Raw genomic sequence first — 23,319 nt, 5'->3', positions numbered from 1 at the left:
ACATCTATTTTTACATATAGTCAACCCTCATATGTCCTTACTCGCGGAGTCTCTACGGAGGCTCTATGTTTCTGTCGTATTACTCCACGTTTGCATCTGCCATTTTTTTATTTGTCTTTTTTTTTTGATCGATCCGGCCACCACCGAGAGCTACACGAGCCTTATCGTCGGCAGCGTCAGATGTGTATATGGGACAGGCGGGGTTCGTATGGGCGAAAGCGGCGGGGGACGGCGCGTGCGGCTTCGGAACCGAGGCGGGGGACGGCTTGGCCGCACTGGCTTCGGTTGCGGGTGTTGTTGCCTGTCCTTCGCTTACGGCGGTGTTCTCGGTTTCGGTGACAGTCTCGTCGGCCATGGCCAGCTCCTTAAAGCGTAGAGTGAGTAAGCGGAAGCGTCTTGTCTTTGACGATCAGCCGGATGTTTCGGCGGCAAATCATCAAGTCTTTGACGCAACCCTCACCTATTATATTGATTTCGTGGCTAAAGGTGCATCAATATCAGGATTCCCGGAGTGGCTCCCCTCCGAACGTGTTGTGGAGCAGCGTGTTATCGACACGCTTCGTAAGGTTTTTGAGCTCAACGGCTTCATCGGCATTGAGACGCGAGCGGTGGAAACCGGCGCTTCTTTGCTGAAAAAGGGCGAGACCAGCAAGGAGATCTACCTGCTGAGCCGTCTGCAGGAGGTCGGTCATGAGTCGGACACGCCGATTGAGGACCGGCTGGGTCTCCATTTCGACCTGACCGTGCCGCTGAGCCGGTATGTGGTGGAGCATTCCGGAGATCTTGCCTTCCCGTTCAAGCGTTGGCAGATTCAGAAGGTATGGCGTGGAGAACGTCCGCAGGAAGGCCGTTTCCGTGAGTTCGTGCAGGCGGATATCGATGTGATCGGTGCCGGTGATCTGCCGGACCATTACGAGGTGGAGTTGCCGCTGGTCATGGTTGCCGCGCTGGAGGAGCTGCGCGCGTTCGGTCTGCCCAAGGCCACCGTGCATGCCAATAATCGCAAGCTGTCCGAAGGCTTCTACCGTGGATTGGGTCTGACGGATATCGAAGGCGTGCTGCGTGAGATCGATAAGCTCGACAAGATCGGCGCCGACGAGGTGGCCAAGCTGCTGGTCGAATCCTGCGGCGCCACCGAGGATCAGGCTCGGGCATGTCTCGAACTGGCCGGGCTGACTGCCGCCGACGGTGCCGAGCTGGCTTCCAAGTTCGATGACCTGTGCGCCGCGCACGGCATCGCTCAGGAGTCCGATGCCTACGTGCTGGCCCGTCAGGGTCTCGACACTCTTGCCATGATCGTGGACGAAGCCGCGGCCATCCGCCCCGGCTCCGTGATCGCGGACCTCAAGATCGCCCGCGGACTCGACTACTACACCGGTTCCGTCTACGAGACCTTCCTCGACGGCGCGGCATCGCTCGGCTCCATCTGCTCCGGCGGACGCTACGACAACCTCGCATCCCAAGGCAATCGCAAGTATCCGGGCGTGGGTCTGTCCATCGGCCTGAGCCGACTGGTCTCTTATATGTTGCACACCGCTGGCGCACACGCCAGCCGTGTCTCGCCGGCCGCCGTGCTCGTGGCCGTGTGGAACGAAGAGGATCGTCCGGCCGCCAACCGTATCGCCGCTCAGCTTCGCGCCCGCGGCATCGCCACCGATGTGGCCCCCACCGCCGCCAAGCTTGGCAAGCAGATCAAGTACGCGGACAAGCTCGGTATTCCTTACGTATGGTTCCCGGCCTCTGCCGCAGACGGCGAGGAAGGCGCCGAGCCGGCCGGTGACGAGGTCAAGAACATCGTCACCGGTGAGCAGGTGCCCGCCGATTGCACGTCGTGGGAGCCGGATACTGTGGTTGCCCAGCAATCCGTCGAAATCTGACGTATTCGAGCCTTTCGAATCATTCGAGTCAAATCGAGGAGAAACAAGATAATGAGCCAGACGGCTTACAGAACACATCATGCCACTGACGTGACCGAGGCCTTGGTCGGCCAGAAGGTCACCCTCGCCGGTTGGGTCGATCGTCGCCGCGACCACGGTGGCGTTGCCTTCATCGATCTGCGCGACAACACCGGTCTGGTGCAGGTCGTCATCTACGACGAGGACATGGCCCGCCCGCTGCGCTCCGAGTTCGTCATCCAGGTCACCGGTGAGGTGCGCCTGCGTCCGGACGGCAACGAGAACACCCATCTGGCAACCGGCAAGATCGAAGTCGTGGCCGAGACCATCGAGATTCTCGCCAAGTCCGACGCCCTGCCGTTCCAGGTGTCCACCGCTCTGGAGAACGAGTCCGAGAACAAGCTTCCCGGCGAGGACGTGCGTCTGAAGTACCGCTACCTCGACCTGCGTCGCCCGTCCATGCAGCACAACCTGAAGTTGCGCTCCGACATGGCCAAGGCTGCCCGTCACGCATTGGAGGAGATGGACTTCACCGAGGTGGAGACCCCGACGTTCATCAAGTCCACCCCGGAAGGCGCTCGCGACTTCCTGGTGCCGGCTCGTCTGGTGCCGGGCTCTTGGTACGCCCTGCCGCAGTCCCCGCAGCTGTTGAAGCAGCTGCTGATGGTCTCCGGCGTCGAGCGCTATTATCAGCTCGCCCGCTGCTACCGTGATGAGGACTTCCGTGCCGACCGTCAGCCCGAGTTCACCCAGCTCGATATGGAGATGAGCTTCGTGGATCAGGAGGATGTGATGGCCATGGCCGAGAAGGTCATCGCCGCCATCTGGAAGACCGCCGGTTACGAAGTCCAGCTGCCGCTGCCGCGCATCACCTGGCAGGAAGCCATGGATAAGTATGGTTCCGACAAGCCGGATCTGCGCTTCGGCAACCCGCTGGTCGAGCTGACAGAATACTTCAAGGGTACGCCGTTCCGCGTGTTCCAGGCCCCGTACGTGGGTGCCGTGGTGTTCAAGGGCGGTGCCGCGACTCCGCGTCGTCAGTTCGATGCTTGGCAGGAGTGGGCCAAGCAGCGTGGTGCCAAGGGCCTCGCTTATGTGGTCTTCGCCGAAGACGGCGAATTGAAGGGCCCTGTGGCCAAGAACCTGTCCGAAGAGGAGCGCAACGGCCTGCGTGAGGCCGTGGGTGCCGAGCCGGGCGATGCCGTGTTCTTCGCCGCCGGTTCCCGTGAATCCTCCCAGCTGCTGCTGGGTGCCGTGCGTGTGGAGCTCGCCCGCCGCGAGGGTCTGCTCGACCCGAAGAAGTTCGCCTTCACTTGGGTTGTGGACTTCCCGCTGTTCAAGCCCACCGACGATCCGGACGACGACGATGTGGCGGTCGGCCACTCCAAGTGGACCTCCATGCACCACCCGTTCACCATGCCGAGCAAGGATTGGATCGACAAGTTTGATCAGGATCCCGAGCATGCCATGTCCGATTCCTACGACATCGTCTGCAACGGCGAGGAGATGGGCGGCGGTTCCGTCCGTATCCACCGCGACGATATTCAGGATCGCGTCCTGAACGTACTGGGCATCTCTCCCGAGGAAGCTCAGGAGAAGTTCGGCTTCCTGCTTGAGGCCTTCAAGTATGGTGCTCCGCCGCACGCGGGCATCGCTCTCGGCTGGGATCGTACCGTGTCCATCTTGGCCGGTGCCGACACCATCCGCGACGTCATCGCCTTCCCGAAGGCCGGCGGCGGCCGCGACCCGCTGACCGGTGCCCCGGCTCCGATCACGGACGAACAGCGTGCCGAGACCGGTGTCGATTACGACCCGGACGAGGACGAAGACTGAACAGAAAACTGGATAACTGGATAACTGGATAACTGGATAACTGGATAACTGGATAACTGGATAACAGAGCGTTAGCTGCGTTGCTCCTTGGTCGCGGTACCCTTGTGCCGCTTCCTTCGGTGTGCTTTGCGTGCCATACGCGTTATTCAGTTTTCTACGAACACTCAGCAATGGGCCTTGCATGGTTTTGAACCGTGTAAGGCCCATTACTTATATGTATGACTGATATGTATGTCGGCCGCTCCTTATGTCGTCACGTTATCATTGGTCTCGGCCGATATGGCGGAGTCTGCAAGAAAGGCGTGAATCATGCAGCCAACAATGCTTACGATGCATGGGATCACCTTTGCATATCCGGACGCTCCGGAACCCCTGTTTGAGAACGTTGACGTGGCGTTTCCCGTCGGCTGGACTGCCGTAGTGGGAGACAACGGCATCGGCAAGTCCACGCTGATGGCGATCGCGCGTGGTAACTTACGGCCTGATGCAGGAACCGTCGCGCCTGATCCGTGACGGATGATCATCGGACACTGTCCGCAAGACACGGCTGTCGCACCGGATAATTTGGAGGATTTTGCCGTTGACTGGTCGCCTGATGCGATTGCCATACGCGATGACTTGGGTGTGGCAGACGACTGGCCGTACCGGTATGCGCAGCTTTCCGGCGGACAGCAAAAGCGATTGCAGATTGCTTGCGCGATGGCGATGCGACCGGATGCGCTCATCCTTGACGAGCCGACGAATCACGTCGATGCCGCGGCGCGTGAACACATCATTGCCGCGATACGCCGATATCGGGGCATAGGAGTTGTGGTTTCGCATGATGTGAAGTTGATCGATGCAACGTGCATGCGTTGCGTGATGTTTGAACGTCGCCATGTGAGTTCGCGCAATATGACGGTGGTAACCACACTCCGGGGCGGATACTCCGAGGCCTCGCAGCAGGTTGCGCTACGAGACGGTGCGGACACGGCGCGTGCGGATGCGCTGCAACGGGAAGCCGATCGTCTGGCAGCCGTGAAAGCGCAACGGTTCGCCAAGGTTCAGCAGGTGGAATCGAATAAACAGCACGGTGAACGTATCGATAGGCGGGATCACGATGCCCGTAATCGCCGGCAATTGGCGAAGATGACCGGGCTTGATCGGGGCGTGACTCGCGCCTACAGCCAGTTGGATGGGCGTCTTGCCGCCGTGAAGCGACAAACGGAAGAGATGTCGTCGCCGGCCAAACGATACGAGGGCACCATTTGGATGGATATCAAGCCGGCGCATTGCCGCGAGATTGTTCGGCTCGAACCGGGTCTGATTCGGTTTGGGGAAACGGACGAAGACGACGAACCGATGCCGCCGCTGTGTCACGCGATTCAGTCCGGCAACCGCATTCGCCTATCGCCGTCTGAGAATGGCGATACGGCGACAGGGCTCATGATTCCGGCGATTTCGATCGGTCCACGCGATCATGTTGCCGTGACCGGACCGAATGGAGCCGGTAAATCGTCACTGGTGGCCGCGATGCTTGCTCATGCGGTTGACGTACCACGCCTGACTATCGCGCAGAACACTACGGATGAGGATCGGAACGACGCCATGAATCGATTGTTTGCGCTACCGGCCGAGACGCGGGCGCAGGTGTTGAGCGCGTATGCGCGGCTCGATGCGAACCCGGACCGGCTGCTGGCCTCGGGGCGGCCGTCGCCTGGGGAGCTGCGTAAGCTGTTGCTGTGCTTGGCGCTGCCGGCCGGCCCGCAGCTGATCGTGCTGGATGAGCCGACCAACCATCTTGACTTGACCTCCAAAAAGGCTTTGGCACGGCTGCTGACCGAATATCCGGGCGCGTTGATCGTGGTCTCCCATGACGAATGGTTCTTGGAACTTGCGGGCTTTGGACGATAAATCGTTATGCGATGACAAAGACCCATAGATAAACAGCCATAAACAATACATATAAGGGGAACGGTGTTGCCTCATCGTGCCATCGCTATATTGCTGTCAAAGGTGAGGTTCCCCGTGAACAGGGAACGACTGAAAGCCAGCGGCACCGTCCTTGACCTGTCCTTGGTGATAACCAGTGGATTTGCGAAGGTGTGCCGCCGGATGCCATAAGTGTGAGTGCAGCATGAGGGGGATGCATATGACGTTGGAGATTCTGGACTGGCATGACGGGGATCTGCTGGCCAAGCCGGTGTTCGACAAGCTCAATGCACTGGTGGATGCCGGCGTGCCGGAGTCCAAGATTCTGGGCGTGACCATCAATACGGACGAGGAATCGGATACGGACCTGTGGTGCCCGAAATACGGCATCCCGTTCGAGATCACCGGCAACGTGGTGGTGGTCCATACGCACAAGACTCGAAAAGCACCACCGGAATTCGCCGCTGCCTTCGTTACGGCGGATACGCGTGCCGATCTGAACGGCGTGGTCAAGCACACGTTGGAGGTGTCCAAGGTGAGTTTCGCGCCGATCGACGCGGCAGTGGAGGCCACCGGCATGGAATCGGGCGGCATGTCTCCGATTGGACTGCCGGAAGGCTGGCCGCTGCTCGTGGACCAGCATATTCTTTCGATCCCGAAACTGTATCTGGGCTCCGGCATCCGCCCGTCCAAGCTCGTGGTGGACGGCTCGATTTTCGCGGACATTCCCGGCGTGCAGTTCGTCTCCGCGCTCGGCAGACCTCGTGCCTGAAGGGTCTCGCCACATGACCGTAAACCGGGGGAGTTGAGCGCGTCTGCCGCGCGTCTTGGTATCTGTCTCATATAGTGAACGTTCCATGTCCGGCTGGTGTTATTTCGGTAACACAGTGCCGTTATACTGGCCGCTTATGTCAGAGAAACAAGAAGAAACGCGCCCTGTGACGCCGCTGGTGCCGGGCAATGAATCCGCAGGCCGACCGCTTGTCGAGCTTACCCACGTCGAAAAGCACTTCGGCGATCTCCACGTCCTCAAGGACATCAACCTCAAGGTCACCAAGGGTGAAGTGCTCGTGGTCGTAGGACCTTCCGGTTCCGGCAAATCCACGATGTGCCGCACCATCAACCGACTGGAAACCATCGATTCCGGCGACATCCGCATCGACGGCAAGCCCCTGCCTCAGGAAGGCAAGGAGCTGGCCAGCTTGCGCGCCGAAGTGGGCATGGTGTTCCAGTCCTTCAACCTGTTCGCCAACAAGACCATTCTGGAGAACGTGACGCTCGCCCCCATCAAGGTGCGTCATATGGACAAGAAGGAAGCCGAACGGCTTGCCATGGATCTGCTGGATCGTGTGGGCGTTGCCTCTCAGGCCAACAAGATGCCGTCTCAGCTTTCCGGCGGCCAACAGCAGCGTGTGGCCATCGCCCGCGCGCTCGCCATGCGCCCGAAGGTGATGCTGTTCGACGAGCCCACCTCCGCCCTCGACCCGGAAATGGTCAACGAGGTGTTGGACGTCATGGTCGAGCTTGCCCATGAAGGCATGACCATGATCTGCATCACCCATGAGATGGGCTTCGCTCGCAAGGCCGCCGATCGCATCGTGTTCATGGCCGATGGCCAGATTCTGGAGCAGAACACGCCGGACGAATTCTTCGAGCATCCGCAGACCGATCGTGCCAAGGACTTCCTCTCGAAGATCCTCACCCACTGATTCCGGGGACGATAGCGAGGAAGCAAGGGAAGAGACGATACGAATATGACTGTTACCAATACCATGAAACGGAGGGTCATGCGGGTGGTCGCCGCACTGGCCGCCGTGGCCTGCACCATGTCGCTCGCGGCATGCGGCCAAGACGAGGCGGGCAAGATCCGCATCGGTATCAAATTCGACCAGCCGGGGCTCGGCTTCAAGAAGTCCGGCACCTATGTGGGCTTCGACGTGGATGTGGCCAAGTACATCGCCAAGAAGCTCGGTTACTCCGAGGATGAGATCGTATGGAAGGAAGCCCCGTCCAAGCAGCGTGAAGCCATGCTCCAGAACGGTGACGTGGATATGATTCTCGCCACCTACTCGATCACCGACGAGCGCAAGAAGGCTGTCTCCTTCGCCGGCCCATACTTCGTGGCGGGTCAGGATCTGCTGGTGCGTAAGGATGATCAGTCCATTAACGGCCCCGAGGATCTGAACGGCAAACGTCTGTGCTCCGTAACCGGTTCGACCTCCGCCGCCACCGTCAAGGAGAAGTTCGCCTCCGAAGTGCAGCTTATGGAACAGCCCGGTTACGCCGAATGCGCGACCGCCCTGTTCTCCGGCATCGTGGATGCGGTGACCACCGACGACATCATTTTGGCTGGCCTCGCTTCCGCCTCGCGCGGCAAGCTGCGCGTGGTCGGCAAGCCGTTCACGCAGGAATACTACGGCGTTGGCATCAAGAAGGGCGATACGAAGCTCGCCACCAAGATCAACAACGCCATCGCGGACATGATTCAGGACGGCTCTTGGAAGAAGGCCGTGGCCGACAACACCGCGGGCACTGATTACACGCCCGATGTACGCTACAACCCGCCCACGCCGAGCGAGGGGGAGGACGCCTGATGAACGGATTCCTGGAACTCTTCAGCCAGTACGATGTGCTGGGTGCCTTCTTGGTCAACATCGAGCTGACGCTATGGAGCGCGTTGTTCTCGCTGGTGCTCGGCGTGATCCTCGTAGTCATGCGCATCTCGCCGATCTCCTCGCTGCGCGCGGTGGCCAGCGCCTACGTAGAGCTGTTCAAGAACCTGCCTCTGACCATCATCATGGTGTTCATGGTGTTGGGTGCCTATGCGCAGCTCAAACTCAGCTTCTCCGATTCTTTCGCTACGAACTTCTTCTGGCTGGCCGTCACGGGCCTGAGCCTCTACACGGCGGCATTCGTGTGTGAATCGTTGCGTTCCGGCATCAACACGGTGCCGCTCGGTCAGGCCGAAGCCGCACGTGCGCTGGGCTTGGGCTTCATGCAATCCGCCACCGAGATCATCCTGCCGCAGGCCTTCCGCGGTTCTGTCGCGCCGCTCGGCAACACACTGATCGCATTGCTCAAGAACTCCACTGTGGCCGCCGCGGCATCCGTCTCCACCGAGACATCGTCGCTGATGAGCGAGATGATCGAATTCCGCCCGGACGTAATCATCCAGATCTTCCTGATCTTCGCGTTCGGCTATGTGATCCTGATCATCCCGATCGGCATGCTCACCACGTATCTGTCCAACAAACTCGCCGTGAGGAGGTGACGTCATGGCCGATACTTCGAATTCCGTGCTTTTCGACGCGCCCGGTCCCAAGGGCCGCCGTATTATCCGCACCGCCAACTGGGTCGCCGGCGTCATCGTCGCCGTGCTTGTGGTACTGGTCCTTCTGCGCCTGCACAATCCGCCGGACGGTGAAAACCAGCTCAGCTGGGAGCTGTGGAAGCCCGCTGTGGAGCGTGAGGCGTGGACCGATTTCTATCTGCCGGGCCTGTGGATGACCGTCAAGGCCACAGTTGTGGCCGTGATCGGTGCAGTGATTTTCGGTCTGGTCTTCGGCATCGGACGACTGCTGCCGAACCCGCTGGTACGCGGCGTATCCGCCATTATCGTGGAGTTCTGCCGTGCCGTACCTGTGCTGCTGCTCATGATCTTCTTCTGGCGTTGGTTCGCATTCGCCGGTCTGCCGAGCCCCTCATATTGGGCCGTGGTGCTCGCCTTGGTGCTGTACAACGGTTCCGTGGTGGCCGAGTTGGTGCGTTCCGGCGTCGGCAACCTGCCCAATGGCCAACGTGAAGCCTCACTGGCTCTAGGTCTGACCGAATCACAGTCCCTGATGGAGATCGAGGTGCCTCAGGCCGTCTACGCCATGCTGCCGGCCGCCGTGACCCAGCTGGTGGTGGTGTTGAAGGATACCGCGCTCGGTTCAATCATCATGTACACCGATCTGCTGCAGGAATCGCGCCGACTCGGCTCGATGTACTTCAACATCCTGCAGACGCTGGTCATGGCCGCGGTGATCTACTTCGTCGCCTGCTGGCTGCTGTCGCGTCTTGCCGAATGGCTGCCGGAGCGTATGCAACAGCGTACGGCCGCACCTGCCGAACCTGAACCGGTCGCGCCGATCGCCGCCGGCGACGCCTCCAACGTGAACCAGATCGCCGTGGCCAAGGAAGTCGAGGAACTGCCGTTCGGTGGTGCGCCGCGCAAGTACCATGTCCATCACCGTGGCACCAACGCTTCGATTCGCAACTGGCGCAAGACCAAGTACGAGCAAGGGTATGATCCCACGCAGCCCGACTCGCAGATCGATCCGGAAACAGGCGAGTTCCCGGCGTTCCTTAAGGCCGAGCAGAAGCGCAAATCCAAACCCGCCAAGCTCAATGGCGGCGAGGAGGATCACAACGGCCACTCCGGTCACGTCGACCCCATGCCGAAGATCGAGCGCACGTTCAAACACGGCAACGACATCGGCAAAGGCCACACGAACCTCGGAGGCCACTCCAAGATCTGACGGTCTGAGCTAGCCATGCGCTAGGCCGGCACGAAGAGTTCACCGAGTGTTTGACTGGCGCGTGCGCTACGTACTTTTGCGGAGGATAGGTTGGAACACATGAAGCTGTTCCGCAACCTATCCTCCGTTTGCGTATGTGCGCTTGCAGTATCCGTAACATTGCCGTTGGGACTTATGCCGATCGTGACTCCGGTCAGGGCCCAGGCCGCGCAAGCTGCTCAGTCCATGCCGGTTGCGTCGGGTGCCACCGAGACCGATCTGCCGGATCCCGACTGGGTCTCATTGCTGTCCGACTACGAGAAACACTATTGGCAGGCTCCCAAGGACGCCTCCCACGGCGGCAAGGTACTCGACGTTCAAACCATGAAGATGGATCAGGATCTTGCCGTTGAGATCAACCATCTTGGTGCTGAACACACCGATGACAATGGGTTGAACAGCCAACGCAAGCGCGCCCTGATCGACTCCGACCTGCAAGGCGAGGAGACCATGCCGGACGCCCTTGGCCCGGTGCTCGGTACCTATATGAAGGAAGGGTTCCAGCAAGGCAAGCTGGGGTTGGTCTCCGACATCTTCACCTTCAATGTGGCACCCACATTCCAGACCAAACGCGCGGCCATGCATCCCAGGCCGTATCTGGACCGGTCCCGCAGCACGTTCAACGGCACCAATGATCTGGCTGGTCTGCCCGCCACGCTTGACATCAAACAGGCCCCTTCCTGGGGAGACCACATTCCCGGCTATTCCACCCTGCAGAAAAACAGCTCCTACCCCTCCGGTCACACCACTGCCGCCTACTCATGGGGTATCGCGCTGGCCGGTCTTCTGCCTGAACTCGCTCCGCAGATCATGGCCCGGGCCTCTGAAGCGGGCAACAATCGCATCGTGCTCGGCGTACATTATCCGCTTGATATCATGGGCGGGCGCATCGGCGCTTCGGCACAGAACGGACAATACTGGCATAACGAATTCGCCGCGTCCATCATCCCCGCCGCCCGTCAGCTGCGCGATTATCTGACCGAGCGGTGCGCGGCGGACGGTCACGGCTCCACATTGGCCGAATGCATCGCCAAGCTCAAAGCCAACGGTACCGGCGGTTACGCCAATGGTTTCCTTGATCCGGTGGCCACTGAACCGGTCGAAGACCAAACTTCGGCCGTACGCGTCTACACAGCTCGTATGACGTACAACTTCCCGCAAAACATGTCCCAAGCCGGCAAGGATTTCACGGCACCGAAAGGCGCGGCGGACGTACTGCGCCTCGCCTATCCGCAACTGCACGCCGACCAGCGCAACGCCATCCTCAAAGCTACCGCGCTCGACTCCGGCTACCCATTGTGGCAGTCGAGCGAAGGATGGCAGCGCATCAATTGGGCCAAAGCCCTGTGTGCCCGCGTGACCCTCAACGAGCAAGGCGATGTGATCAAGGTGGAGACCGCCGACCAGACGGCGCTGAGCGGCCCGGAAGTCGTCAACGCGCAGTACGCCGACAGGGGCGATCATCCGGCTTCCGACGCGCTCGCCGGTGAACACTCCGCGCTCGCCGCTGGCCCAGACCTCGCCACAGTGCATGTGGCTCAGCGATACGCCCTGATCGTGACGGGCGTCGCGACAGCGGCCGCTGTACTCATCGGAGTCGCTGTTCCCGCCGTGCGCCGTCGCCGTAAGTAGAGCGGACAGTTGTCTTTGGGGTGTCTTTGGGGATGTTTTTTGGGAGTCGCGCCGCACGGTACCGTTATTCGGTGAACTGCAGGGTGGCTGGCACGGTTTCCGTTAACGGATCGCCATATGCGCGCGCGGTTTTCGGATATGTGATCTGTACGCTGATGATGCTGTCCGCCGAAACGCATTCCTTGATGTAGTAGATGTCGCCATCCTTCTCATAACTGACGTATATGGACGGGTCGGCATTGAGCTCGTAGGCGATGTCCACTCCGGCGCGGGCTTTGAGCTCGTCCAGCTCTTCGGCTGCCGTACGGCCGGGATTGGTGGTGGTCCCGGCCAGAATCTCCACTCCTGATCCCTCGAACGTGAACCCCGGACTTTCATTGGTGCCGCCGACCTCTTGGAAGTTGTCCGGAACGCTGATGGTGAAATTACGCTTGGAATACGGCTTCAACGTGGAGGAGGGCGGCTCGGAATCATCGGAATCAGAGGAGTCGGTGGATTCGCCGTGTGTTTTGGAATCGTCGGAATCGTCGGAACCGTTCTTCTTCGCGGAGTCTTCGGAATCGGCGGACCGCTTCTTGCGCTTCTTCGACGATGATGAATCGGTCGAATCGGAGGAATCGGTCGAATCGGAGGAATCGGAATCAGATGAATGTGAGGAGTCTGACGCATCGCCGTCGGAAGTGCCGGACGAATCGGAGTCGGTGGATTGCGAGTCCGTCGTCTGCGCTGATGATGTTACGTTGGACTTGCTGGTGAACGTCGTCCACAGCAGCACGGAGGAAAGCACCAATGTCGCCACGCATAGGACGGCAACGATAACGACGATGATGGTCGTTTTCCTGCGCGTTGTGTGGGGAGAAGGCCCGGCGGTGGCGGACGAAGCCGGAGCATCGGGAGCCGGTGCCGTGGCTGACGTGCGATATGCAGGTCCGCTGGCGGCATAATCGCCCAAACCCGGCATTACCGGTATCGGTTGCGTTGGGATGCCGGATTGCTGAGGATATGTGGATGATGCAGGCGGTGCCGGCACGGCCGTGGGCTGCCCGTTCGACGCATTCGTTCCGTACATGCCGCCTGCCGCATCGATTGAGGCGATTAACGGTCCACCGCATTCGGAACAGAATTGAGTGCCTGGCTCACAAGGCGTGCCGCAATGAGGGCAGTTCATATTCGCTCCTTCGGGTTTTAAAGACATCCCATATCCACGCTCGGATTACGCAACCCATACGATTGCTCCCGATCTCCATTCTAGGAGTTTTCCGCAAGCCAAGTCCTGTGATTATTCGCAGTGAATGAGGCGAAAGGCGGTACAATCGCTTCCATGGTCAAGGATGACAAGAAAACGTCGCGTGATGGCAGAACCGGCAAGGTCGGCAAACCTGGCAAGCAATCAGGCAAACGCATCGACCGTGCGCTGAAACAGGCTGAAGACCGCATCGGCATGATCGAGGAAAGCGAGACCGTGGCCGAACGGCTCGCCAACGCGGCGAAATCCAGCGAACTGCTGAGTGCCGTATGGTCGTTGCCGCCCGCGCAACGGCTTATGTTCCATCATGGCATACGGGTACAGGATGCGGACGGCGATTCCACTCCCGGATTCGACGGCGACAAGTTCGACGGCGAACGGTTCATCGATCTGAGTTCTTCCGAGATCGCCCGCTACCAACGGCTGATGTACGCCAATGGCGTCAAAGGCTCACCGCGTCGGCTGCTTATCGTGCTGCAAGGTATGGATGCTTCAGGCAAAGGCGGTATCGTGCGCCACGTGTTCCGGCAGGGCGATCCGATGGGCATCCACTACCATGGTTTCGGCAAGCCTACGGCCGAGGAACTGGAACACGGGTTCCTGTGGCGCGTGGAGCGCGAGCTGCCTGACCCTGGCTGGATTGCCGTATTCGACCGTTCTCATTACGAAGATATCGTTATGCCGCACGTGTACGGCACGTACCCCGAGGACGTGTGGCGTGGACGGTACGATCTCGTCAACGCCTTCGAACATGACCTTGCCGCATCGGGTTGCGCCATCATCAAGATTTTTCTCGTGGTCAGCCGGGAGGAACAGAAGCGTCATTTCCTGAGTCGTCTCGAAGATCCCACCAAATATTGGAAATTCGATGTCTCTGATCTGGATGCGCGTGAACGCTGGGATGATTACATGGACGCATGGCAGGAGGTATTCGAGAAAACCAGCACGGCCGCAGCCCCGTGGTATCTGGTGCCCGCCGACAATCGCTGGTATTCCCGGGCCGTGGTCTCCGAACTGTTGCGCACCACGCTGAAGAACATGAACATGATCTGGCCGCCTCTGGAGGCAAACGTGGACCCGGCTGAAGCCCGCCGTCGCCTCGCCGGCGCGTAGACGCGCGGGAAAGACCGCAGCATGGGAGGAGCCAGGTATGGGAAAGGGCGTGCGGAGACGCGTGTGGAGACGTATGGGGGGAAAGAGAGATGTGCGGCCCGCTAGTAAGCTAGGCAATTATGACTGACGAGAAGGATTATGGCTCTTTGGGGCGGCTCGCCCCCGAATGGGACGGCGACGAACGTGAACGCAACCTTACGGCCGACGACATCTACGAACGTTTCTTTGATTGGGTGGCGGACGTCAAGGGCATCGAGCCGTGGCCGCATCAGGAGGAGGCCATCATGGACCTTCTCGCCGGTGACCATGTGATCCTCAACACGCCCACCGGCTCCGGCAAATCGCTGGTGGCGCTCAGCATGCATTTCGCCGCCCTGTGCACCGGCCGCCGTTCCTATTACACGGCCCCCATCAAGGCGCTTGTCTCCGAGAAGTTCTTCGATCTGGTGGAAGTGTTCGGCCGCGACAACGTGGGTATGATCACCGGCGACAGCCATATCAACGCCGATGCGCCGATCATCTGCTGCACGGCTGAGATCCTCGCCAACCAGGCCTTGCGCGAAGGCGTCCATGCGGATGTGGGGCTTGTGGCCATGGATGAATTCCACTACTACGGTGACCCGGAGCGAGGCTGGGCCTGGCAGGTGCCGCTGCTGACCCTGCCGCAGACCCAATTCCTCCTGATGAGTGCCACGCTGGGCAACGTGGATGCCATCGCCAACAAGCTCGCCGACCTCAACGACACGCCGGATGTGGATGTGATCGCCGACGCGCCCCGCCCGGTGCCACTGAGCTACGAGTACACGCTCGACCCGCTGGAGAAAACCGTGGAGCTCGCCTTCCGCAACGGTGAAACTCCTATTTACGTGGTCCATTTCTCGCAGGATGCCGCGTTGGAGACCGCGCAGGCGCTCGCCTCCACCGGTGTGTCGAGCAAGGAGCAGCGCGCTGCCATCGCCGAGGCCATCAAGGGTGTGAAGTTCACCACCGCGTTTGGCAAGATTCTGCAGCGGCTTCTGCGTACGGGAGTCGGCATCCATCACGCCGGCATGCTCCCGCGTTACCGCAGACTCGTCGAACAACTCGCCCAGCAAGGCCTGCTGCCGGTGATCTGCGGCACGGACACGCTCGGCGTGGGCATCAACGTGCCGATTCACTCGGTGGTGCTCACCGCCTTGACCAAATTCGACGGCACCAAAATGCGCAGACTCAGGGCGCGCGAATTCCATCAGATCGCCGGGCGCGCGGGGCGTATGGGCTTCGACACCGAAGGTTTGGTGATCGCCGAAGCCCCCGAATACGAGATCGAGAACGCCAAAGCCGTGGCCAAGGCCGGGGGAGACCCGAAGAAACTCAAGAAGATCAAGCGCAAGAAGGCGCCTGAAGGTTTCGTCACCTGGAACCAATCCACGTTCGACAAGCTTATCGACGCCGCCCCGGAAACGCTGGTCCCGCACCTGAAGATCACGCATTCGATGGTGCTGAACGAAGTCGAGCAGGGTGGCGACGCCCGGGCGCGCGTCGACGACCTCATCGACGACTCCGCGCAAAGCCCCGAGCAGAAGGAGCATTTGCACCAGCGCGCCGACGAGATCTTCCAGACCCTGTTCGATACGGAAGTCATCGAAACCGAAGACCGCGCTGATGGCGGCAAGAACTACTACATGACGCTCGATATGCCGGACGACTTCGCTCTCGACCAGCCGCTCAGCCCATTCCTGCTGGCAGCGCTCGAACTGCTCGATCCCGAATCGCCCACGTATGCGCTCGACGTGATCTCTATGGCCGAAGCCACATTGGAAGACCCCAAGCAGGTGTTGCGCGCACAGGAGCGTCAGGCGCGAGACAAGGCGCTCGCCGATATGAAGGCGGACGGTCTCGACTACGACGAACGCATGGACAAGCTTCAGGAGATCACCTACCCGAAGCCTTTGGAGGATATGCTCACCGCTGCGTTCGATCAGTATCGTCACGACGTGCCATGGGCCAACGACTACTTCCTGAGCCCCAAATCCGTGGTGCGCGACATGGTGGAGACCGCTTCCGACTTCACCGGTTACATTGCCCGATACAACATTGCCCGCTCTGAAGGTACGTTGCTGCGTTATCTGTCGGATGCCTACCGCACGCTGGCCCGCACTGTGCCGCCCGAGAAACGCGACGAGCAGCTGAAAGACATCATCGCTTGGCTGCGTGTGCTGGTGCGCTCCATCGACTCCTCGCTGGTGGATGAGTGGGAGAACGCCGGTGCCGATTCATCCAGCGCGTCCGAGGCGGCTGCGTCGCTTGCCGCGCCGGGCCGCCGCGACGAAGTGGTCGAAGACCGTCGAGGTCTGACCGTGTTGGTCAGGAACGCGCTGTTCCGCCGTGTGCAGCTCATGGATTTGGACGATCCCGATACGTTGGGCGCGCTCGACAAGGATTGGGGCTATGGCGTACACGAGTGGGAGGATGCGCTCGACGACTATTACGACGAGCACGAGTATGTGGGCATCGGCGCGGACGCCCGTTCGCCCAAGCTGTTCATGCTGGACGATACCCATGAACGCGACGAGCATACGTGGAAGGTCCGCCAGATCATCGACGACTCCGATGGCGACCATGATTGGGCCATCGAAGGTGTGGTTGATCTGGACGCCACGCAGGAAAGCGGCGAAGTGGTGTTCTACGACTACAAGGTCGGCAATTAAGCCGCGATTGCATCGAACGGATGTTCGACCGATGTCGTACAGTGATGAACATGACTGAGAATGATCTGTTTGGGGCCACGGATGCGCCGGAAGGCGTGACCCGTCCGCTTGCCGTACGCATGCGTCCGCGCACGTTGGATGAGGTGATCGGTCAGCAGCATGTCCTCGGTGAGGGCAGCCCTCTGCGCCGGTTGGCCAATCCGGCCAGCCGGGGGAGTCTGACGGCCCCAAGTTCGGTGATTCTCTTCGGCCCTCCCGGCGTGGGCAAAACCACACTCGCCACCATCGTGGCAGGGCAGTCCGGCCGCGTGTTCGAGGAACTGTCCGCCGTGACTTCCGGCGTCAAGGACGTGCGCGATGTGCTGAGTCGCGCCCATGAAAGGCTGGTGGCCTCCGGCAAGGAGACCGTGCTGTTCATTGACGAGGTGCATCGGTTTTCGAAATCCCAGCAGGATGCGCTGCTGCCTGCCGTGGAGAACCGCGATGTCACCTTCATCGGAGCCACGACCGAAAATCCCAGCTTCTCCGTTATCAAACCATTGCTGTCCCGATCGGTGGTCGTCAAGCTCGAATCCCTTGAGCCGGACGAGCTGACGGAACTGGTCACTCGGGCGATAGCCGATGAACGCGGACTGAGGAACGAGGTCAAGGCCACCGATGAAGCCGTTGCGGATATCGTGCGCATGGCTGGGGGAGACGCGCGCAAATCGTTGACGATACTGGAAGCCGCGGCCGGTGCGCTCACCGGTGACGCGGCCCGCAAAAAAGGCGCTCGCCGCCCGATCATCACCCCCGAAGTCGTCTCCAAGGTGATGGACACCGCCACGGTGCGATACGACAAGGACGGTGACGATCATTACGATGTGATCTCCGCGTTCATCAAATCGATGCGCGGGTCCGATCCGGATGCCGCCATCCACTATCTGGCTCGCATGCTTAAGGCCGGTGAGGATCCGCGGTTCATCGCCCGGCGCATCATGATCGCCGCAGCCGAAGAGGTGGGTCTGGCGGCTCCTCAGATACTCCAGGTCACCGTGGCGGCCGCACAGGCGGTGGCATTGATCGGCATGCCCGAGGCGCGCATCATTTTGGCGGAAGCCACCATCGCCGTGGCGACAGCCCCCAAATCGAATGCCAGCTACAACGCCATCAATCAAGCGTTGGCGGATGTGGACGCCGGTCGTATCGGCGCGGTGCCGCTGTACCTGAGGAACGCGCCCACCAAGCTGATGAAAGAGTGGGGCAACCACGAAGGCTACCGGTATGCGCACGACTGGCCGGGAGCTGTGGCTCCTCAGGAATACCTGCCCGAAGAGCTGCGCGGCACGGAATACTATCATCCGAACGATCGCGGCTATGAGCATGAGGTGCGCCAGCGTCTGGCCAAGATCCGTCCTATCCTGCATGGCGACAGTCAGGTGGGGGATCGGGCGCAAACCCATGCGGGAAACCTTCAAGGTCAGCAGGGACAGCTTCCGAAGCCGGGAGGGGAGTAGTATAACGGATTGGTAACAGGAACGTAGGTGAGAACGCTCACAACGTTCCGTGATGAGGAAACAGCGGCGTTCGCTCACCGGTGGTTTGTGCGGGCGGACAGATATTCGATGAAAGGCGGGCAATGGCGACCATTTTCATTGTGGACGACGATCAGGCAATCGGTGAGATGCTGTCTTTGGTGTTGGAAAACGAAGGATTCCGGACCGTGACCTGCATGGATGGTCTGCGGGCCGTGGAAATGTTCCCGACCGTCCAGCCGGATCTGATTCTTCTCGACGTCATGCTTCCCGGACTCGACGGCACTGAAGTGGCCCGTCGTATTCGCGAGACCTCGAACGTGCCGATCATCATGCTGACCGCCAAGTCGGATACGCTCGATGTGGTGGCCGGTCTGGAGGCCGGAGCCGACGACTATGTACCCAAGCCGTTCAAAGTGGCTGAACTTCTGGCGCGCATCCGCGCCCGGTTCCGCATCGCACGCCCTGTGGCGGCAGACGGTGAGGAGAGCGGCGGCAATGCGAATGCGGCTCGCGGTGAGACAAATCATCTGGACCGCGGTGCCATCGTGATCGATAGGCTGGAGCACACCGCCACCAAGCATGGCAAGGCTCTGAACCTGACGCCGATGGAATTCGAGCTGCTGTTCGTACTGGCTGCCGCGGCAGGCGAAGCCATCAGCCGTTCCACGCTGCTCAAGAAGGTGTGGGGGTACGAGAACTCCGGCGATACCCGTCTGGTCAACGTGCACGTGCAGCGTCTGCGCGCCAAGGTGGAGGATGATCCGGAGAATCCGCAGATCGTGCAGACGGTGCGTGGCATCGGCTACAAGTTCGTAACGCCTGAAGCCTGATGTGATGGACGCCGTCAAGCCGCCTCGCCGCTTCAGCTTTCGTCGCCTGCTGCGCCACGGACGCGCCGAAGTGCGTCGGTCCCTGCAGGCGCGCACGGTGTCGATGACCGTGATCGTGACCTTGGCCGTGGCCATCGTGTTCTCCATGGTCTCGATGGTGTCCGTACGCTCCTCGGTGCTCACGCAGATCACCTCGCAGTCGCGTTCCGACTATTCGAATATGGTGCAGCAGGCGCAAACCAGCTTGGATGCGGCGGATGTGACCACCACCGTGCAGATTCAGCAGCTGGTCAACGATCTGGCCTCGGCGATGCAGTCGGACGGCTCCTCGAACTTGGTGGGGGTATACCTGTGGAGTCGGGATTCCAGCTCGGCCCGTTCGATCATCCCGGTGTCGACCGAACCGAGCTATGAGCCGTTGATTTCCGACGACATGCGTTCCGCCGTGGCTTCCGATGTGGACGACAACGTGTTCTACCAGCCTATCGAGCTGCCCATCGAATCGCCGATATCGGTCAACGGCAGCGGCACGCCCGGTGCCGTGCTCGGCACCACGCTCGAATTCGGTGTTGCCGGCAATCTGGAATTCTTCGCCATCTATTCATACACGTTGCAGCAGCGTTCGCTGATGCAGATTCAGCTTACGTTGTTGTTGGTCGGGGTGCTGCTGAGCATCGCCATCGGAGTGGTGATGTGGCTGACGATCCGCGGCATCGTGCGACCGGTGGAGTATGTGGCGACCGCTGCCGAAACCTTGGCCGGCGGCGATCTGGACACGCGTGTGAGCGTGAACCGTAATGACGAGATCGGTGTGCTGCAACGCTCGTTCAATGCGATGGCGGATTCACTCAATCAGAAAATCAATGAGCTTGAGCAGGCGACCGTAGCCCAGAAACGCTTCGTGTCGGACGTGAGCCATGAGCTGCGCACGCCGGTGACCACTATGCGTATGGCCTCCGATCTGCTGGAGATGAAGAAAGACGAATTCGATCCGGCCGCCCAGCGTACTGTGGAACTATTGTCCGGCCAGATCAGTCGCTTTCAGGATCTGCTCGCCGATCTGCTGGAAATATCCCGTTACGATGCCGGATACGCCGCGCTGGACTTGGTGGAAACCGACGTCAGGGAATCGATAGAGACCGCTGCCGAACAGGTGTCAGGTGTGGCTGCCGCACGAACGGTGCCGATCCATGTCGATCTGCCGAACGTACAGGTATTGGCTCGGATCGATTCTCGCCGTGTGATCCGTATCGTACGCAATCTGTTGGCCAATGCCGTGGACTTCGCTGAAGGCAGACCAGTGGAGGTTCGTCTGGCGGTCAATCGTAAGGCTGTGGTCATCAGTGTGCGAGACTACGGCGCGGGCATGGACGCGGGACAGACGCCGCATGTCTTCGATCGTTTTTGGCGCGGCGACCCCTCCCGCTCGCGTATGACCGGCGGCACTGGTCTGGGATTATCTATTGCGATGACTGACGCGCTGCTACATCATGGCACGATTCGCGTCCGGTCCGTGAAAGGCTCGGGTACATGGTTCTTGGTGATGCTGCCGCGCGACCCCGACAAAGGGGAGATCTTGGATGCTGAGCTGCCGATGAACTTCGCTTCGGAGCGCAGCGACCAGATGGGTGTGATCGGCGGATTTGGCGTGGCCTCCAGCAACGTGGTGGTCGAGCGTGAGGAATCACATGACACGATGATGGGACGACCGCTATGAGGGGAAATCAGCGCAATACACGCATCTGGCGTCTGGCTGTCACCGTTTTGACCGTTATGTCCTGCTGCATCGGTCTTGCGTCTTGCGCCAGTCCATTGGGGCTGCCGGTTTCCGGCCTGGTGCAGACGCTTTCCCCTGACGAGCAGGAGGCGCAACGTGTCTATACGAACCCGGAGGGTCCCGCACAGGATGCTCAGCCGGAGGAAATCGTTCAGGGCTTCTATGATGCCATGCCCGCCGGCGTACAGTCCGACGGTTATCGTGTGGCTCAACAATTCCTCACCTCGTCTGCGGCAGGTGACTGGAACGGTGACGCTTCGGCCGTCATATACACCGGCACTCCCGACTTCCGCCGGCGCGCCAACACAATGAGCGCTCCACAAGGGGCCGAAAGCTCGTTGATCGTCGAAGTGAGCCTGCAAGTGGTCGGCACACTCGATGCGCATGGCGTATATACGCCTGACGACTCTGCGAAAACCAGCAAGATCGCCTATACGCTCATCAAAACCAAGGGCCAGTGGCGCATCTCCTCGCTGGAGAACGGTGTGGTGATCTCTTCGGCTGATTTTGAACAGATCTTCCGTCAGGTGTCCGTCTATCAGGTGAGTTCCTCCGGCAATCAGTTGGTGCCGGACGTGCGCTGGCTCAGCTGGCGCAATTGGCGTGTGCGTGCGGTCAGCGAAGTGCTGTCCCGCGCCTCCGACTGGTTGTCGGGGGCGGTTGTGCAGCAGGATATGCATGGCGTGGCAATCACTGCGGATAGCGTGCCGATACATAATGGCACGGCTGTCGTGACCCTGAACCAGGCGATGGGTTCATTGCCGAACGAGGTGCGTGCCATGCTCGTGCATCGTATTCGTTTGACCTTGGGGGACGGCAATGCGCAATACTCGCTTAAGATCACCGGTGACGGCGTGGACTACTCGGATGCCGACGAGGACGTGCAGCTTGACGTCAATGTACCCAAAGTGAATGTGTATACGTTGACAGGCGGTCATGTGGTCTCGCTCGCCAGCTCTAGCCCATTGCGTGTGGGAGAGGCGTCCGGTTTCGATGATGCCGAAGGGTTGGCGTTCTCCACGTCCGTGGGCGGCGCCGTGCTGCGCGGTGATGACGTGGTCGAATGCCTGACCAAGGATGGAGCATCATGCGGGGAGATGTTCGATGGCGCGCCCATGCGTTCGATCACCGCAGGTTTCGAGGGTGAAGTCTGGGCAGTGAGCGCGGACGGCCGCAATCTGTATGTGCGGCAAGGCAGTAAGGAATCCGAGCTGTCGATGCCGTGGCTGGCGTCGGACAGCTCGGTGACGGCCGTCACCGTTTCGCCGGAAGGCTCGCGTCTGGCAGTGGCCATTTCCGGGGAGACGATGAACGGCGTAGTGGTCACTGGTGTGGTGCGCAATGACGACGACATGGTCACCACACTGGCCAGAACGGCTGCTACGGTCAGTGTGGCGAAGAACGTGTCGCTGTTGACCTTCTACGACGACCTGAGTTTGGTGTATATCTCAGTGCCGCAAAACGCCAACGGCCAGCAGGAAGGGTATCGGCAGACCGCTCCCGGACCTGCGAAAACGCAACGTTTGCCGAATGACCGCGTCGTTGCCTTGGCGGCCGGGCAGATCAGCCAGTATCGCCGGCTTGCAGTGCTTGATGATCTGGGCATTGTTCGTTCTGTGTCCGGCTCATTGGACGGTTCGTGGTCCATCGCCGATAGCCAGGTCACCGCGCTGGGCGCACAGTAGTCGAGGCTGTGCCGATCAGGTGCTCGAACCAGTGGCTATCAGTAGCTGCGCGACATACGTATTTGGCGGCATGACGAGCGTGGAACACGATAGGGCGGCAGTTTCCCTGTACAAGAAAACGGTCTGTAGGAGCGATGCCGTGCCGCTTATCGTTTCCCTACAGACCGTTTTCTTCTATACACCTGTAGCTACAGGTGCGGCGGTGTATGCCTGATACGATTGCGATCAGATGCCGCCGTATTCCTTCTTGAACAGTTCGGCCGGCACTTCGGAGTTCAACGGGACCTCGTAGATGAGGTACTCCATGTTGAACGGGATGTTGAACAGGTGGCGGGTCACGCCATACTCCTCCTTGGTGCCCAGGAAGTTGAAGTTGTCCGGGCATTCGGGTTCCCACTTGGCCAGCAGCTTGGCTGCCTCGCCGATGTTGGTGGCCACGCCGGCCAGCGACTTGACGCCCTCCACCTGCTTGATGATCAGAAATACGGTATCCATAGTTCACCTTTCTTGTACATTCCTGCACATGGTCGTTGTTCGGTGGTGTGTTATCTATACACGGCAGCTCTGCCGTTCGGTACTCGGACGGCGAATGCCTCCGTGCAGCCACTCACTATTATGACGTGCGTATGTG

Annotated in this window: 17 protein-coding genes and 2 pseudogenes; 16 read left to right on the top strand and 3 right to left on the bottom strand. The window is 60.2% G+C overall.

The annotated features are described in order from the left end of the window. Window positions 1–79 precede the first annotated feature (79 nt). The gene (locus G1C97_RS06625; protein ID WP_169240913.1) at window positions 80–355 is read right to left on the bottom strand and encodes a hypothetical protein; all 276 of its coding nucleotides are present in this window, start codon (window positions 353–355) and stop codon (window positions 80–82) included. Between the two features lie 121 nt (window positions 356–476). Between G1C97_RS06625 and hisS the strand changes: the two genes are divergently transcribed. From hisS to G1C97_RS06580, 10 genes and pseudogenes are all read left to right on the top strand, one after another. Then, entirely contained in the window at window positions 477–1,877 is a 1,401-nt protein-coding gene (gene hisS, locus G1C97_RS06620) for a histidine--tRNA ligase (protein WP_169241080.1), read from the top strand. A 51-nt stretch (window positions 1,878–1,928) separates the two neighbouring features. Continuing rightward, window positions 1,929–3,728 carry an aspartate--tRNA ligase gene (gene aspS, locus G1C97_RS06615; RefSeq protein ID WP_100496095.1) on the top strand — a complete coding sequence of 600 codons (1,800 nt, stop codon included), beginning with the start codon at window positions 1,929–1,931 and terminating at the stop codon, window positions 3,726–3,728. A gap of 309 nt (window positions 3,729–4,037) precedes the next feature. Beyond that, window positions 4,038–4,460 (top strand): annotated as a pseudogene (locus G1C97_RS12505) (ATP-binding cassette domain-containing protein); the annotation flags it as partial. Further along, window positions 4,434–5,621, top strand: coding sequence for an ATP-binding cassette domain-containing protein (locus G1C97_RS06610; protein ID WP_417852215.1), 1,188 nt, complete (start codon window positions 4,434–4,436; stop codon window positions 5,619–5,621). The pseudogene G1C97_RS12505 and the gene G1C97_RS06610, both read left to right, overlap by 27 nt. A gap of 238 nt (window positions 5,622–5,859) precedes the next feature. Beyond that, a complete protein-coding gene (locus tag G1C97_RS06605) occupies window positions 5,860–6,411 on the top strand; it encodes a YbaK/EbsC family protein (RefSeq protein WP_169241079.1) in 552 nt (183 codons plus the stop codon). A gap of 136 nt (window positions 6,412–6,547) precedes the next feature. Beyond that, a complete protein-coding gene (locus G1C97_RS06600) occupies window positions 6,548–7,348 on the top strand; it encodes an amino acid ABC transporter ATP-binding protein (protein ID WP_100496383.1) in 801 nt (266 codons plus the stop codon). A 45-nt stretch (window positions 7,349–7,393) separates the two neighbouring features. Beyond that, window positions 7,394–8,233: a glutamate ABC transporter substrate-binding protein gene (locus G1C97_RS06595; RefSeq protein ID WP_169241078.1), complete on the top strand. Its 840-nt coding sequence runs from the start codon at window positions 7,394–7,396 to the stop codon at window positions 8,231–8,233. Continuing rightward, on the top strand, window positions 8,233–8,910 hold the full coding sequence (locus G1C97_RS06590; protein ID WP_169241077.1) for an amino acid ABC transporter permease: 678 nt from the start codon (window positions 8,233–8,235) through the stop codon (window positions 8,908–8,910). The genes G1C97_RS06595 and G1C97_RS06590 overlap by 1 nt, the downstream gene beginning before the upstream one ends. Before the next feature lie 4 nt (window positions 8,911–8,914). Next, window positions 8,915–10,012 (top strand): annotated as a pseudogene (locus G1C97_RS06585) (amino acid ABC transporter permease); the annotation flags it as partial. Between the two features lie 246 nt (window positions 10,013–10,258). Further along, complete coding sequence (locus tag G1C97_RS06580) at window positions 10,259–11,830, top strand: acid phosphatase (protein ID WP_169241103.1); 1,572 nt, start codon at window positions 10,259–10,261, stop codon at window positions 11,828–11,830. Between the two features lie 64 nt (window positions 11,831–11,894). On the opposite strand, the gene G1C97_RS06575 is transcribed toward G1C97_RS06580, so the two are convergent. Then, a complete protein-coding gene (locus G1C97_RS06575; protein ID WP_169241076.1) occupies window positions 11,895–12,899 on the bottom strand; it encodes a hypothetical protein in 1,005 nt (334 codons plus the stop codon). Between the two features lie 252 nt (window positions 12,900–13,151). Here G1C97_RS06575 and G1C97_RS06570 point away from each other — a divergent pair, with 252 nt between their 5' ends. From G1C97_RS06570 to G1C97_RS06545, 6 genes are all read left to right on the top strand, one after another. Then, window positions 13,152–14,189, top strand: a complete 1,038-nt coding sequence (locus tag G1C97_RS06570) for a PPK2 family polyphosphate kinase (RefSeq protein ID WP_169241075.1) — start codon at window positions 13,152–13,154, stop codon at window positions 14,187–14,189. Between the two features lie 119 nt (window positions 14,190–14,308). Next, on the top strand, window positions 14,309–16,879 hold the full coding sequence (locus tag G1C97_RS06565) for a DEAD/DEAH box helicase (protein WP_169241074.1): 2,571 nt from the start codon (window positions 14,309–14,311) through the stop codon (window positions 16,877–16,879). Window positions 16,880–16,929: 50 nt separating this feature from the next. Next, the gene (locus G1C97_RS06560; protein WP_169241073.1) at window positions 16,930–18,375 is read left to right on the top strand and encodes a replication-associated recombination protein A; all 1,446 of its coding nucleotides are present in this window, start codon (window positions 16,930–16,932) and stop codon (window positions 18,373–18,375) included. 122 nt (window positions 18,376–18,497) lie between these two features. Then, window positions 18,498–19,226: an MtrAB system response regulator MtrA gene (mtrA, locus tag G1C97_RS06555; RefSeq protein ID WP_169241072.1), complete on the top strand. Its 729-nt coding sequence runs from the start codon at window positions 18,498–18,500 to the stop codon at window positions 19,224–19,226. A 4-nt stretch (window positions 19,227–19,230) separates the two neighbouring features. Next, window positions 19,231–20,943 carry an MtrAB system histidine kinase MtrB gene (gene mtrB / locus G1C97_RS06550; RefSeq protein WP_169241071.1) on the top strand — a complete coding sequence of 571 codons (1,713 nt, stop codon included), beginning with the start codon at window positions 19,231–19,233 and terminating at the stop codon, window positions 20,941–20,943. Beyond that, window positions 20,940–22,688, top strand: a complete 1,749-nt coding sequence (locus tag G1C97_RS06545) for an LpqB family beta-propeller domain-containing protein (RefSeq protein WP_240951034.1) — start codon at window positions 20,940–20,942, stop codon at window positions 22,686–22,688. The genes mtrB and G1C97_RS06545 overlap by 4 nt, the downstream gene beginning before the upstream one ends. Before the next feature lie 225 nt (window positions 22,689–22,913). On the opposite strand, the gene G1C97_RS06540 is transcribed toward G1C97_RS06545, so the two are convergent. Further along, window positions 22,914–23,183, bottom strand: a complete 270-nt coding sequence (locus G1C97_RS06540; protein ID WP_169241070.1) for a hypothetical protein — start codon at window positions 23,181–23,183, stop codon at window positions 22,914–22,916. Between the last annotated feature and the right edge of the window lie 136 nt (window positions 23,184–23,319).

The sequence above is a fragment of the Bifidobacterium olomucense genome (assembly GCF_012932375.1).
Classification (GTDB): domain Bacteria; phylum Actinomycetota; class Actinomycetes; order Actinomycetales; family Bifidobacteriaceae; genus Bifidobacterium; species Bifidobacterium olomucense.
This window is presented reverse-complemented; position numbering and strand designations above follow the sequence as displayed.

Excerpts from the sequence above, each read along its gene's own strand:
- G1C97_RS06590 (WP_169241077.1), top strand. The coding sequence starts at position 8,233 with ATGAACGGATTCCTGGAACTCTTCAGCCAGTACGATGTGCTGGGTGCC.
- G1C97_RS06580 (WP_169241103.1), top strand. The coding sequence starts at position 10,259 with ATGAAGCTGTTCCGCAACCTATCCTCCGTTTGCGTATGTGCGCTTGCA.
- G1C97_RS06600 (WP_100496383.1), top strand. The coding sequence starts at position 6,548 with ATGTCAGAGAAACAAGAAGAAACGCGCCCTGTGACGCCGCTGGTGCCG.
- G1C97_RS06570 (WP_169241075.1), top strand. The coding sequence starts at position 13,152 with ATGGTCAAGGATGACAAGAAAACGTCGCGTGATGGCAGAACCGGCAAG.
- G1C97_RS06605 (WP_169241079.1), top strand. The coding sequence starts at position 5,860 with ATGACGTTGGAGATTCTGGACTGGCATGACGGGGATCTGCTGGCCAAG.
- G1C97_RS06565 (WP_169241074.1), top strand. The coding sequence starts at position 14,309 with ATGACTGACGAGAAGGATTATGGCTCTTTGGGGCGGCTCGCCCCCGAA.
- G1C97_RS06595 (WP_169241078.1), top strand. The coding sequence starts at position 7,394 with ATGACTGTTACCAATACCATGAAACGGAGGGTCATGCGGGTGGTCGCC.
- G1C97_RS06610 (WP_417852215.1), top strand. The coding sequence starts at position 4,434 with ATGCGACCGGATGCGCTCATCCTTGACGAGCCGACGAATCACGTCGAT.
- mtrB (WP_169241071.1), top strand. The coding sequence starts at position 19,231 with ATGGACGCCGTCAAGCCGCCTCGCCGCTTCAGCTTTCGTCGCCTGCTG.
- G1C97_RS06545 (WP_240951034.1), top strand. The coding sequence starts at position 20,940 with ATGAGGGGAAATCAGCGCAATACACGCATCTGGCGTCTGGCTGTCACC.
- aspS (WP_100496095.1), top strand. The coding sequence starts at position 1,929 with ATGAGCCAGACGGCTTACAGAACACATCATGCCACTGACGTGACCGAG.
- mtrA (WP_169241072.1), top strand. The coding sequence starts at position 18,498 with ATGGCGACCATTTTCATTGTGGACGACGATCAGGCAATCGGTGAGATG.
- G1C97_RS06540 (WP_169241070.1), bottom strand. The coding sequence starts at position 23,183 with ATGGATACCGTATTTCTGATCATCAAGCAGGTGGAGGGCGTCAAGTCG.
- G1C97_RS06625 (WP_169240913.1), bottom strand. The coding sequence starts at position 355 with ATGGCCGACGAGACTGTCACCGAAACCGAGAACACCGCCGTAAGCGAA.
- G1C97_RS06575 (WP_169241076.1), bottom strand. The coding sequence starts at position 12,899 with ATGTACGGAACGAATGCGTCGAACGGGCAGCCCACGGCCGTGCCGGCA.
- G1C97_RS06560 (WP_169241073.1), top strand. The coding sequence starts at position 16,930 with ATGACTGAGAATGATCTGTTTGGGGCCACGGATGCGCCGGAAGGCGTG.